Raw genomic sequence first — 12821 nt, 5'->3', positions numbered from 1 at the left:
ATTACCCCACCGGTTCTTCGTCCCTGTCCCCACGGGCCTTTGGAACCGTCCACAAGAGAGAGTGTGAGGGTGCTCGTACTCGTCGCTCCCGGCCAAGGCGCTCAGACGCCCGGCTTCCTGACTCCCTGGCTCGAACTCCCCGGTGCCGCCGACCGTATCGCCGCGTGGTCGGACGCCATCGGGCTCGACCTCGCCCACTACGGCACCAAGGCCGACGCGGACGCCATCCGTGACACAGCGGTGGCCCAGCCGCTGCTGGTAGCGGCCGGTCTGCTGTCCGCTTCCGCACTGGGCGACTTCGTGCCCGGCGCCGTCGCAGGACACAGCGTCGGCGAGATCACGGCCGCGGCTTTCGCGGGCGTGATCGACGACGCGGCGGCGCTCGGTCTCGTACGGACCCGCGGACTGGCCATGGCCGAGGCCGCGGCCGTCACGGAGACCGGGATGGCCGCGCTCCTCGGCGGCGACCCCGAGACCGTGCTCCCGCACCTGGAGAAGCTCGGGCTGACCCCGGCGAACGTGAACGGCGCAGGCCAGATCGTCGCCGCGGGCACCGCCGAACAGATCGCCGCGCTCGTCGACGACAAGCCCGACGGGGTGCGCAGGGTCATGCCGCTCAAGGTGGCCGGCGCCTTCCACACGCACCACATGGCTCCGGCGGTCGCCGGACTCGGCAGGGCCGCCCAGGACCTGACCGTCGCCGACCCGGCCGTCCCGTACCTCTCGAACGCCGACGGCGAAGTGGTCACGACCGGCGCCGACGTCATCGCCCGGCTGGTCAACCAGGTCTCGAACCCGGTCCGCTGGGATCTGTGCATGGAGACCGCCCAGAAGCTGGGCGCGACCGCGCTCATCGAGGTCTGCCCCGGCGGCACCCTGGTGGGCATCGCCAAACGCGCCATGCCCGGCGTACGGACGCTGGCGCTCAAGACACCCGACGACCTCGACGCGGCCCGCGCCCTCATCGCCGAGAACCGATCACCTGCCGCTGACGCGGCGGGGGCCTAAGGAGCCCGAGAGAGCATGGCGAAGATCAAGCCCAGCCAGGGCGCCCCGTACGCACGGATCATGGGAGTCGGCGGCTACCGCCCGACCCGGGTCGTGCCCAACGAGGTCATCCTGGAGACGATCGACTCGTCCGACGAGTGGATCCGCTCCCGGTCCGGCATCGCGACCCGCCACTGGGCCTCCGACGAGGAGACCGTGGCCGCGATGTCCGTCGAGGCGGCCGGCAAGGCCATCGCGGACGCCGGGATCCCCGCCGACCGGATCGGCGGAGTGATCGTGTCGACGGTCTCGCACTTCGCGCAGACCCCGGCCATCGCGACCGACATCGCCTACAAGCTCGGCACCGACAAGGCGCCCGCCTTCGACATCTCCGCGGGCTGCGCAGGCTTCGGGTACGGTCTGACGCTCGCCAAGGGCATGATCGTCGAGGGTTCCGCCGAGTACGTGCTCGTCATCGGCGTCGAGCGGCTCAGCGACCTCACCGACCTGGAGGACCGCGCGACGGCCTTCCTCTTCGGTGACGGCGCGGGCGCGGTCGTGGTCGGTCCTTCCCAGGAGCCGCACATAGGACCCACGGTGTGGGGCTCGGAGGGCGACAAGTCCGAGACGATCAAGCAGACCGTGCCGTGGTCGGACTACCGCGACGGCAAGGGCCGCGAGAAGTTCCCCGCGATCACGCAGGAGGGTCAGGCGGTCTTCCGCTGGGCCGTGTTCGAGATGGCGAAGGTCGCTCAGCAGGCCCTGGACGCGGCCGGTATCGCCGCGGCCGACCTGGACGTCTTCATCCCGCACCAGGCCAACATGCGGATCATCGACTCGATGGTGAAGACCCTCAAGCTGCCGGACCACGTCACGGTCGCCCGTGACGTCGAGACCACCGGCAACACCTCCGCAGCCTCGATTCCGCTTGCGATGGAGCGGCTCCTGGCGACCGGTCAGGCGAAAAGCGGCGACACCGCACTGGTCATCGGCTTCGGGGCGGGTCTCGTCTACGCCGCGACTGTCGTTACCCTCCCCTAGGGCATTCCGGAGGAATCCGGTTCGCCGTTCGGACACCCCGAGGTTCGAACACCCCGAGCAGTCCCCGACACACACCGCTACACATCGAAGGAGCGCCGTCATGGCCGCCACTCAGGAACAGATCATCGAGGGTCTCGCCGAGATCGTCAACGAGATCGCCGGCATCCCGGTCGAGGACGTCCAGCTGGACAAGTCCTTCACCGACGACCTGGACGTCGACTCGCTGTCCATGGTCGAGGTCGTCGTCGCCGCCGAAGAGCGCTTCGACGTCAAGATCCCCGACGACGACGTCAAGAACCTCAAGACCGTCGGCGACGCTGCCGACTACATCTTGAAGCACCAGGCCTGACCCAGGCCCGCGGCTGACGCCACCCGGCGGTGGCGCCGTGATTCAGATCCCTCTACACGTGGAGAAGAAATTCCAGTGAGCTCGACCAATCGCACCGTGGTCGTCACCGGTATCGGCGCAACCACACCGCTGGGTGGCGACAGCGCATCGACCTGGGAAGGACTGCTCGCAGGCCGTTCCGGCGTCAAGCCGCTCACCGACGAGCGCTTCGCCGAGCTGCCGGTCCGCATCGCCGCCCCGGTGGCTGTCGACCCGAGCGAGGTCCTGGCGCGCCCCCTCGCCCGCAAACTGGACCGCTCGGCCCAGTTCGCGGTGATCGCCGCCCGTGAGGCATGGGCCGACGCGGGCTTCACCGCGAAGGCGGGTGAGGACGACGCCGTCCGCCCCGAGCGCCTCGGCGCGGTCGTCGCCTCCGGTATCGGTGGCATCACCACCCTGCTCGACCAGTACGACGTGCTCAAGGAGAAGGGCGTACGCCGCGTCTCCCCGCACACCGTCCCCATGCTCATGCCGAACGGCCCGTCCGCCAACGTCGGGCTCGAACTCGGCGCGCAGGCAGGCGTTCACGCGCTGGTCAGCGCGTGCGCGTCCGGCGCCGAAGCGGTCGGCTACGCGGCCGAGATGATCCGCTCCGGCCGTGCCGACGTCGTCGTCGCCGGTGGCACCGAGGCGACCATCCACCCGCTGCCCATCGCGGCCTTCGCCAACATGATGGCGATGTCGAAGAACAACGAGGACCCCGAGGGGGCCTCCCGCCCGTACGACAAGGGCCGCGACGGCTTCGTACTCGGCGAGGGCGCCGGCATCGTGGTCCTGGAGTCCGCCGAGCACGCCGCCGCGCGCGGCGCCAAGGTCTACTGCGAACTGGTGGGCCAGGGCCTGTCGTCGGACGCCCACCACATCGCGCAGCCGGAGCCGACCGGCCGCGGTATCGCCGCGGCGCTGCGGCACATGCTGGAGACCACCGACCTGAAGCCCTCCGAGGTCGCGCACGTCAACGCGCACGCCACGTCGACCCCGCAGGGCGACGTCGCCGAGATCAAGGCGCTCCGCCAGGTGCTGGGCGACGACCTCGACCATGTCGCCATCTCCGCGACGAAGTCGATGACCGGGCATCTGCTCGGCGGCGCCGGCGGTATCGAGACCGTCGCCACGGTGCTGGCGCTGCACCACCGCACGGCTCCCCCGACCATCAACATCGTCGATCTCGACGAGGAGGTCGACGCGGACATCGTGCGGGACAAGCCGCGCACGCTGCCGCAGGGGCCGGTCTCCGCGGTCAACAACTCGTTCGGATTCGGCGGTCACAACGTGATGCTGGCGTTCCGTACGGTCTGACCGCACACGCGCCGGTCGCACAGCGCGGCACGACACAGCGCGACGCGACACGGCACAGCACGACACGCGCGGGCCCGCTCCTCCCTCTCCGGGAGGGGCGGGCCCGCGCGTTCATGTCCGGGCTCCCGGCGTCAGTGCTCGAAGCTCGCGAAGTAGGACGCGGCCATGTCGTCGCCGCCGTGGCCCAGCGCCTCCGCCCGGCGGAACCGCTCGCCGCCCGCGGCTGCCACGTCCAGCCGTACACCCGCCTCGCGCCCCGCCTCGACGATCAGCCGCGCGTCCTTGGCCGCCGTGGCGACCGAGAAGCTCGGCGTGTAGTCCTCGGTGAGGATGGCCTGTGCCTTCAGGTGCAGATAGCCGCAGTCCAGCGAGCCGCCGCCGACCGCGTCCAGGAAGCCGGCCGGGTCGACGCCGAGACCGGCCGCCAGCGCGAGCGCCTCGGCCGTGCCGTGGGTGAGGGCCAGCACCCAGCTGTTGCAGACGAGTTTCAGCCGGGTGGCCGCTCCCGTCGCGCCGTCGGCGCCGACCCAGACCGTACGGGCGCCGACCGCGTCGAGCACGGGGGCGACATCGCCGCGTACGGAGCTGGGCCCCGCCGCGAGAACCGTGAGCTGACCGCTCTCCGCCGGGGCCTTGGTGCCGAGGACCGGAGCGTCCACGAAGACCAGCCCGTGCTGCCTGGCCAGCGCGGCGAGCGGGAGGAGCGCCTCGGTGCCCGCTGTCGTGGACTGGAGCCAGACGGTCCCGGCGCTCAGCGAGGACCCGGCGGCGCTCATCGCTTCGAGGGCCGCCGCGCCGTCGTACAGCATGGTGATGATCACGTCCGCACCCTCGACGGCCTCACCAGGGGTGCCGGCGACGCGGGCGCCCGCGTCGGCGAGGGGCTCCGCCTTGGCGCGGGTCCGGTTCCAGACCCGGACGTCGAGCCCGGCGCGGCAGAGGTTACGGGCCATCGCGGCGCCCATGATGCCCGTACCGAGGACAGCTACTGAGGTGTTGTCAGCCATGGACCCACCGTAAAGCGGATTACACGACCTGGTGCAGCCAGCGCACCGGGGCTCCCTCGCCCGCGTACCTGAACGGCTCCAGCTCGTCGTCCCAGGGCTTGCCGAGCAGCCGTGCGATCTCGGCCTCCAGATCACTCTCGCCGCCCAGCGAGCGGGCCAGCGCGGCCCGCAGCCGGTCCTCGGGGATCAGGATGTCGCCGTGGATTCCGGTGACGGCGTGGAAGATGCCCAGCTCCGGCGTGGCGCTGTAGCGCTCGCCCTCGGCCGACGGGCACGGCTCCGACGTCACTTCGAAACGCAGCAGGTTCCAGCCACGCAGCGCGGAGGCGAGCTGGGACGCGGTGCCCGTGCCGCCCTTCCAGGAGAACTCGGATCTCCAGGTGCCGGGAGAGGCGGGCTGCCTGATCCAGTCGAGATTCACCCGCGCACCGAGAACACCCGCCACGGCCCACTCAACGTGCGGGCACAGCGCGCGCGGTGCGGAGTGCAGATACAGAACTCCACGTGTCGTCACCGGGACCTCCAGTGCGGTTCGAGGTTCGCCTTCCCCAGCGGCCTCTCGCCCGTTCTGCCCCGGGGTACAACAGTAAACAGCATCGGGAGTTAATCTCCTGAAATGGGACAGTATGTGACGTGATGTAATTTACCGGAACCGTGGAAGGCGAAGTTGCCACTGGTTCGACGGGGAAAAACTACCGCGCGACGGCCTCACTCGTGTGACGTACTGTCGGTCTCAGCCCTGTTGAACACAGAGCTTTCACTCGGCAGGACGCGCGGGTCGGCCACTTGGAGGGTGCAGAGGGTGCAGAGGAAGCCGGAATCCGCCCGGAGCCACCGCACACGCACGGCGGTCGCGGCGCTGACGGCGGTGGTCGTCCTCCCGCTCGGCGCGCTGGCCGGCTGTGACTCTTCCGACAGTGGCGGGAAACGTGCGCAGGCGCACCGCAACGGGCCGTCCGCACCCGCCCCGACCTGGGACAGGTCCCCCCGTTCGGTAGCCGCGGTAGGCGATTCCATCACCCGCGGCTTCGACGCCTGTTCGGTGCTCGCGGACTGTCCGAAGGTGTCCTGGGCGACCGGTTCTGACGCCCAGGTGCACAGTCTGGTCTCGCGGCTCGGCGTGAAGAAGAGCTGGAACGACGCCAGGACCGGGGCCCGGATGGCCGATGTGCCGGCCCAGATCGGCGCAGCGGCGGCGCACCGGCCCCAGCTGGTGACGATCATGGCAGGTGCCAATGACGCGTGCCGTGACTCGGTTTCGCACATGACACCGGTGGATGAATTCCGAACATCGTTTGAGACGGCGCTGAAACGTTTGGCCACCGCGCTGCCCAAGAGCGAGGTCTATGTGTCGAGCGTGCCGGACCTGAAGCGGCTGTGGTCGCAGGGGCGCGGTAACCCGCTGGGCAAGCAGATCTGGAAGCTGGGGATCTGCTCGTCGATGCTGCGGGACGCCGATGCGATGAACCCGGCAGCGGTGAAGCGGCGCGACGCCGTACGGGAGCGGGTCGTCGCCTACAACGCGGTCCTCAAGGACGTGTGCGCGTCGGACGAGCACTGCCGTTACGACGGCGGGGAGGTCTTCGGCTTCCGGTTCACCGGGGCGCAGCTGAGCCCCTGGGACTGGTTCCACCCCGGGAAGGACGGCCAGGAGCGGCTGGCGGAGATCGCGTACCGCAACGTCACGGCCGCGCGGCCCCCGGCGTAGGGTCCGGGGATGAGCAGCGCGCAGCCGGAGATCTTCGGCCGTCTCGACGACGGCACCTCAGTCCACCGCTGGACCCTGGAGCGCGGCGGTACCCGGGTGCGGGTGCTCACGTACGGCGGGATCGTGCAGTCCGTCGAGGTGCCCGACCGGGCGGGAGCGGTGGCCGGGGTGGCGCTGGGCTTCCCCGACCTGGCCGGGTATCTGGCCTCCCCCGGGCCGTACTTCGGGGCGCTGATCGGGCGGTACGCGAACCGCATCGCGGGCGGTGAGTTCGAGCTCGACGGGCGTACGTACCGGCTGCCCCGCAACAATCCGCCGCACAGCCTGCACGGCGGTGACCGCGGCTTCGACAAGCGGGTGTGGGAGGCGGCGGCCGCCGGGGACCACGGGGTGCGGCTCTCCCGGGTCAGCCCGGACGGCGAGGAGGGCTTCCCCGGGCGGCTGGCCGTGTCCGTGACGTACAGCCTGGCGGAGAGCGGTGCGCTGCGGATCGCGTACGAGGCGACGACGGACGCGCCGACCGTGGTGAGCCTGACCAATCACTCGTACTGGAACCTGGCCGGTGCGGGCTCAGGCAGCGCGGCCGGGCACGAGCTGCGGATCGCGGCCTCGCGGGTGACGCCCGTGGACGCCGAGCTGATCCCGACCGGCGATCTGGCGCCGGTCGACGGCACCCGTTTCGACTTCCGGCAGGCCCGGAAGGTGGGGCTGGGCTACGACCACAACTACGTACTCGACGGGGGCGGCGGTGCGGCCGCCGAGCTGTCCGATCCGGTCTCCGGCCGGGTGCTGACGGTCTCCACCAGCGAGCCGGGGCTGCAGCTCTACACCGGTGACCACATCGACGACGGACCGTTCGGGCCCGGCGCCGGGATCGCGCTGGAGACCCAGCGCTTCCCCGATACGCCGAACCGGCCGGAGTTCCCCGCTGCGGTGCTCCGGCCGGGCGGCGCGTTCGTTTCCGAGACGGTGTACGGGTTCTCCGCGCGGTAGGCGTACGCGCGGTAGGTACGCGGGGGACCCGTGGGCCGTCGGACGCGGGTTCCCGTGACCGTCGGCCGCGGGGACCCGTGGACCCGTGGACCCGTGGGCCCGTGGAGCGTCAGAGCGTGATCGTGACCGCCAGCCTGGTGTCGGTCAGGGAGCGGCCGGCCCGGATCTCGTAGCCGCCGGGGCGCTTCGTCCAGCCGCCCGTCTCCTCGTCCCAGGTCTCGAAGGCCCGGGAGGAGAGCGCGACGGCCACCTCGGCCGTCTCCCCCGGTTCCGCTTCCACGGTGGCGAATCCGGCCAGCGCGCGGACGGCCCGGTCCGTTCCTGGGTCGGCCGGGGCCGCGTAGACCTGGACCGTTTCGCGCCCGGCGCGGGCGCCGGTGTTGCGGATGCGGACGGTGGCGGTCTCCGCTGTCGCCGCCACCGACTCGTAGCTCCACTCGGTGTAGCCCAGGCCGTGGCCGAAGGGGTAGGCGGGCGTCGCACCGGCGCGGTCCCAGGCCCGGTAGCCGATGAACACGCCTTCTTCGTAAGGGAGTTCGCCGCCCTCCGGCTCGACCCTGCGGACCGGGGCGTCGTCCAGGACCGCCGGCCAGGTGGTGGGGAGCCGCCCGCCCGGCTCCGCCGCGCCGAGGAGTACGTCGGCGAGTGCCGCGCCGCCCTCCTGGCCCGGGAACCAGCTGAGCAGCACCGCCGCCACGTCGTCGCGCCAGGGCAGCTCCACCGGGGAGCCGGCGTTGACGACCACGACCGTGTTCGGGTTGGCGGCGGCCACGGCGCGCACCAGGTCGTCCTGGCGGCCGGGCAGCCTGAGGTCCTTGCGGTCGAAGCCCTCGGACTCGACCTCCTCGGTGGTGGCCACGACCACCACGGCGGTGTCGGCCGCGCGGGCGGCGGCCACGGCTTCGGCGATGAGCTCATCGGGGTCGCGCTGCGGGTCGCGGTGCATCAGCGAGAAGCCGATGGCCTGGAGCCGGGCTCCGGCGCTCTTGAAGACGGTGTACTCGAAGCCGATCGCGACCGGCTCACCGGCGGTGAGGGTGGCGGTGCCGCGCTCGACGGGGCCGCCGAAGACCGCGGCGAACGGGTCGGCCTCGTCGCCGGGCAGCTCGTCCGCCGCGAAGAGGACCTGCTCGCCGACGGTGAGCCGGAAGCCGCCGAGGCCGCGGGTGCCGAAGGTGTGCTCGCCGCTCTCCCTGGGCGTGAACGTGCCCTTGACCTCGATGGTGTGCAGCGCCTCGTGGGTCACTCCGTCGGGCAGATCGCTGCCCACCCACTGGATGCGCCCGCCGGGCACCGAGGCGGTGCCGATGATCCGGCCCGCCTTGTCACGGCAGATGGCGTGCAGGGCGAACCCCTTGCCCGCTGCGGCGAGTTGGCCGCTCGGGTCGGCACCGAGCGCGTAGCTGACGGCGCCCTCGGGGAGCGCGGCCGCCAGCCCGTCGAGGGGCGCGACCACCCGGGTCGGGAAGACGGTGGCCGAGCCGCCGCCGAGGATGCGGGCGTCGCGGGCGGCGGCGCCGATGAGCGCGACCTTGCGGGTCCGTGAGGCGTCGAGGGGCAGCGCGCCGCCCTCGTTGCGTACGAGCACGAACGCGCGGCGGGCGATCTCGCGGGCCAGCTCACGCCCGTCGGTCTCCGCCGGGAGATCGGTGACGACCGGCGGGGCACCGTCGAGGACGCCGGTCCTGGCGGCGAGCCGCAGGACGTTCCGTACCGCGTCGTCGACCGCGCTCTCGGGGACCTCGCCCGCCCTGACGGCGGCCGCCAGCGGCTCACCGTACGGGGTGACCGGGCCCGGCATCGCGACGTCGAGCCCGCCGAGGATGTCACCGGCGGTGGAGCGCGCGGCCGTCCAGTCGGAGACGTTGAAGCCGTCGAAGTGCCACTCGCCGCGCAGGACTTCGTTGACGAGGTAGCGGTGCTCGGTCATCGTCGTGCCGTTGACCGTGTTGTACGCGGTCATGATGCCCCAGGGGTGGGCGTTCTCGACGATGGCCTCGAAGGGTGCCAGATACAGCTCGCGCAGCGGGCGCGGGGCGATGAGGTTGTTGACGGTGAAGCGGTCGGTCTCCGCGTCGTTGCCGACGAAGTGCTTGACCGTGGTGCCGACGCCGCCGCTCTGCACCCCGCGCACGTAGCCGGTGCCGATCTCGCCGGTGAGGTACGGGTCCTCGGAGTAGCACTCGAAGTGGCGCCCGCCCAGCGGTGAGCGGTGCAGATTGACGGTCGGCGCGAGCAGGACGTGCACGCCCTTGCGCCGGGCCTCCTGGGCGAGGAGGACACCGGCCCGGTGGGCCAGCTCCGGGTCCCAGGTGGCGGCGAGCGCGGTCGGTGACGGCAGGGCGATGGAGGGGTCGTCGGCGGTCCAGCGCACGCCGCGGACGCCGATCGGGCCGTCCGACATGACGAGGGACCGCAGCCCGATCTCCGGGAGCGCCGGGAGGGACCAGAAGTCCTGCCCGGAGAGCAGCCGGGCCTTGGTGTCGAGATCGAGAGCGCCGAGAGCGGCCTCGACCGCGGCCTCGCGGACCCGGTCCGCTTCGTTGATGGGGGTGGCTGCCACCGTCGTACCTCCGTCTTGGCGTGCTGAAGTCCCGCAGTCCCGTGCGTGATGTCTCCATCCTGACCCGTGGACCGGTAGATCGGTAGGTTTCGTTATCTCTTCGTGATGCTCGATGTCGTACGGTCCTCGGAGAACACGTACGGGGAAAGGAGCCGGTGGATGGGGAGCGCCAGAGGCGAGGGGCGGCGGGCGGAGATCCTCCGTGCGGCCCTTGAGGTCATCGCGGAGCGCGGCTACCGCGGGACGACGCTCGGGGCGGTCGCCGAGCGGGTGGGCCTCACCCAGCAGGGGCTGCTGCACTACTTCCCGAGCAAGGACGCGCTGCTCGTCGCCGTGCTGGAAGCCCGCGACCGCTGGGATCCGGGTGCGTCGGCACGCTCCGGCGAGGCGTGGCCGCTCGAACTGCTCGGCTCACTCGTGGAGTACAACGCGATGCGGCCGGGGATCGTGCAGACCTTCGCCGCCCTGCTCGGCGAGAGCGTCACGGACGGGCATCCGGCGCGGGAGTTCTTCACCCGCCGCTATGTGCAGGTGCGGGGGTCGATGGCGGCCACCCTGCGCGGCGAGTTCGGGGACCGACTGCCGAGCGGGCTGACGCCGGATGAGGTGGCGCCGCTCCTGGTGGCGGTGATGGACGGTCTGCAGTACCAGTGGCTGCTCGACCCCGATTCGGTGGACATGCCCACCGCGTTCCGCGCCTTCACGACCCTGCTCGGCGGTGGCGCGGCGGAGTGAGGCGCGGGGCGGGCCTGTCGTTACGCGGTACGGGAGGGGGCGGGCCCGGGCCCGGCGGCCGGGGGCGCGGGTGCCGTCGGTGCGGATGACGTCGGTGCGGATGCGGTCGGTGCGGATGACGTCGGTGGGGACGCGGCGCCCGGCGCGGTGTCAGGGTCCGGCGCGATGCCAGGGCCGGGCACGGTATCAGGGTCGGGCGCCGTGTCCGGTTCGGCCCTCTCGCCCCTCAGGTCGCGCGCCATCAGCGTCGCCCCCGCCACCGCGCCCGGCATGAGGAAGACCGCGACCAGCGGCACCAGGAAGCACAGCGTCAGCGGGACCCCGAAGCCCAGGGTCAGCAGGCGGCGGCTCTTCAGCAGGGCCAGCCGCTCCCTGAACTCCAGACCGCGCCGCTGCAGCGCCACCGCCGTCAGCTCCTCGGCGAGGAAGAAGCCGGAGACGCAGAAGCCGATCGCGGGGACGACGGTCTGGCCGACGACCGGCAGGAATCCGGCGGCGAAGAGCAGCAGCCCGTAGAGCGCCACCCGCACCAGGACGCGGAGGCTGTCCCGCGCGGATATCCACAGTTCCCGCCAGAACGAGAGGCCGCTTTCCGGGACTTGGCCGCCCTCCGACGCGTCGACCCGCTCCGAGAGCGCCTCGTAGAAGGGCTGGCCGATCAGCAGGGTCATCGCGGTGAACGAGACGACGGCGAGCAGCAGGGCCAGCGCCCAGAGCAGTACGGTCAGAAAGCCCCGCAGCAGGCCCGGCCAGGGCGTGCTCCAGGTGTCGGCGAAGGGGGTCGCCCACGCGACGGCGTCATCCGCCCAGAACACGAGCGCGACCAGCGCCGCCACGTACAGGACGAGTGTGATCAGCCCCGGCAGCAGCCCGAATCCGTACTGCCTGCCACGCCGGCCGACCCAGCGCTGGCCCTTCACCAGATAACCGAAACCCGCCCCGAGATCACCCATGCGCCGCAGCCTATCGGGGAGCCTGCCGGGCGCTGTCGCCGAGCACGGGCCGCCCCCGGTGGCCGAGCCGGGTGGAGAGTTCGGCCGCGCCGTCCCGGGCCAGCCGCGCCAGCTCGCTCTCGCGCTCCTCGCTCCAGCGGATCATCGGGACCGAGATGGAGAGTGCCGCGACGACCTCGCCTGAGCTGTCGCGCACCGGAGCCGCCACACAGCTCACGTCCGGGTTGGATTCACGGTGCTCGACCGCGAACCCGCGCTCCCCGACCAGGTCGAGCGCCGCCCGCAGAGCGGCCGGATCGGTCACGCTGTGGGGCGTCATCGCGGTGAGTTCGCGCCCGGTGATCCGCGCGGTCAGCTCGGCGTCGGGCAGCGAGGCGAGCAGCATCTTGCCGACGGACGTGCAGTGCGCGGGCAGCCGACGCCCGGCGGCCGAGACCATCCGGACCGCGTGGGTGGAGTCGACCTTCGCGATGTAGATGACGTCGGTGTCCTCCAGGATGGCGACATGGACGGTCTCGTCGCAGGTCTCGGCGACCTCGCGGGCGACCCGCTGCCCCTCGGCTGCGAGGTCGAGCTGTTCCGCGTACCGGCTGCCGAGCTGGTACGTCCGTACGCCGAGCCGGTAGTGGCCCGGCTGCTCGGGGACCGGCGCCAGATAGGAGCGGGCCGCGAGTGTGGTGAGCAGCTCGTGCACGGTGGTGCGCGGCAGCTGAAGTCTGCGGGTCACATCGGGCGCGGAGAGCGAACCGTTCCCTTCGAGGAAGAGTTCGAGAACATCCAGCGCCCTGGTCACCGCCGGGACCAGTCGTCCCATGGTGGTCCACCCACCCCTTCTGTTCGCGTTCGAGATTCCGGCCCTTGTCCGGGATCGCGAACACACCGTACGCACAGCGCGGTTCGGCGGGCAACGGCCGGGCGGGCACGAGTGGGGGCCCGGGCCACAGCCGGGAGACGCACGCGGTGCGGCAGCACGCGGTGCGGCAGCACGCCGTACGGCAGCACGCGGTGCGGCAGCACGCCGTACGGCAGCACGCCGTACGGCAGCACGCGGTGCGGCAGCACGCGGTGCGGCAGCACGCCGTACGGACAAAGGCCGCCCCCGCCGGAGCGGGTGCGGCCCTTCCGTCCCGGCCGGAGCCGGGATCAG

Annotated in this window: 12 protein-coding genes; 7 read left to right on the top strand and 5 right to left on the bottom strand. The window is 71.8% G+C overall.

Translation table 11 applies throughout. The annotated features are described in order from the left end of the window. Positions 1-69: 69 nt before the first annotated feature. The 4 genes from G3I19_RS06585 (at position 70) to fabF (ending at position 3715) form a co-directional block, all read left to right on the top strand. The gene (locus tag G3I19_RS06585; RefSeq protein WP_164260475.1) at positions 70-1008 is read left to right on the top strand and encodes an ACP S-malonyltransferase; all 939 of its coding nucleotides are present in this window, start codon (positions 70-72) and stop codon (positions 1006-1008) included. Positions 1009-1023: 15 nt separating this feature from the next. After that, a complete protein-coding gene (locus G3I19_RS06580; RefSeq protein WP_164260473.1) occupies positions 1024-2028 on the top strand; it encodes a ketoacyl-ACP synthase III in 1005 nt (334 codons plus the stop codon). 100 nt (positions 2029-2128) lie between these two features. Further along, on the top strand, positions 2129-2377 hold the full coding sequence (locus G3I19_RS06575; RefSeq protein ID WP_164260471.1) for an acyl carrier protein: 249 nt from the start codon (positions 2129-2131) through the stop codon (positions 2375-2377). Positions 2378-2452: 75 nt separating this feature from the next. After that, entirely contained in the window at positions 2453-3715 is a 1263-nt protein-coding gene (gene fabF / locus G3I19_RS06570; protein ID WP_164260469.1) for a beta-ketoacyl-ACP synthase II, read from the top strand. Positions 3716-3846: 131 nt separating this feature from the next. Here the strand turns inward: fabF and G3I19_RS06565 are convergent, their stop codons facing one another. Together G3I19_RS06565 and G3I19_RS06560 are read right to left on the bottom strand one after the other, a co-directional pair. Continuing rightward, on the bottom strand, positions 3847-4722 hold the full coding sequence (locus G3I19_RS06565) for an NAD(P)-dependent oxidoreductase (protein WP_164260467.1): 876 nt from the start codon (positions 4720-4722) through the stop codon (positions 3847-3849). Positions 4723-4741: 19 nt separating this feature from the next. Then, entirely contained in the window at positions 4742-5236 is a 495-nt protein-coding gene (locus tag G3I19_RS06560; RefSeq protein WP_164260465.1) for a DUF3145 domain-containing protein, read from the bottom strand. A gap of 288 nt (positions 5237-5524) precedes the next feature. On the opposite strand from G3I19_RS06560, the gene G3I19_RS06555 reads away from it, so the two are divergent. Together G3I19_RS06555 and G3I19_RS06550 are read left to right on the top strand one after the other, a co-directional pair. Next, positions 5525-6430: an SGNH/GDSL hydrolase family protein gene (locus tag G3I19_RS06555; RefSeq protein ID WP_164260463.1), complete on the top strand. Its 906-nt coding sequence runs from the start codon at positions 5525-5527 to the stop codon at positions 6428-6430. 9 nt (positions 6431-6439) lie between these two features. Further along, positions 6440-7423, top strand: coding sequence for an aldose epimerase family protein (locus G3I19_RS06550; RefSeq protein ID WP_164260461.1), 984 nt, complete (start codon positions 6440-6442; stop codon positions 7421-7423). Between the two features lie 109 nt (positions 7424-7532). Here G3I19_RS06550 and G3I19_RS06545 read toward each other — a convergent pair whose 3' ends face one another. Further along, a complete protein-coding gene (locus tag G3I19_RS06545; RefSeq protein ID WP_164260459.1) occupies positions 7533-9986 on the bottom strand; it encodes a glycoside hydrolase family 3 C-terminal domain-containing protein in 2454 nt (817 codons plus the stop codon). A 159-nt stretch (positions 9987-10145) separates the two neighbouring features. Here G3I19_RS06545 and G3I19_RS06540 point away from each other — a divergent pair, with 159 nt between their 5' ends. Continuing rightward, entirely contained in the window at positions 10146-10721 is a 576-nt protein-coding gene (locus tag G3I19_RS06540; RefSeq protein ID WP_164260457.1) for a TetR/AcrR family transcriptional regulator, read from the top strand. 20 nt (positions 10722-10741) lie between these two features. Here G3I19_RS06540 and G3I19_RS06535 read toward each other — a convergent pair whose 3' ends face one another. Together G3I19_RS06535 and G3I19_RS06530 are read right to left on the bottom strand one after the other, a co-directional pair. After that, entirely contained in the window at positions 10742-11674 is a 933-nt protein-coding gene (locus G3I19_RS06535; RefSeq protein WP_164260456.1) for an EI24 domain-containing protein, read from the bottom strand. Between the two features lie 10 nt (positions 11675-11684). Beyond that, positions 11685-12488: an IclR family transcriptional regulator gene (locus G3I19_RS06530; RefSeq protein WP_164260454.1), complete on the bottom strand. Its 804-nt coding sequence runs from the start codon at positions 12486-12488 to the stop codon at positions 11685-11687. Positions 12489-12821 lie beyond the last annotated feature (333 nt).

Source organism: Streptomyces sp. SID10853 (genome assembly GCF_010548145.1).
Taxonomy (GTDB): Bacteria; Actinomycetota; Actinomycetes; order Streptomycetales; family Streptomycetaceae; genus Streptomyces.
Note: the sequence above shows the minus strand (reverse complement) of the source record. Positions and strands in the feature narration are given on the sequence as shown.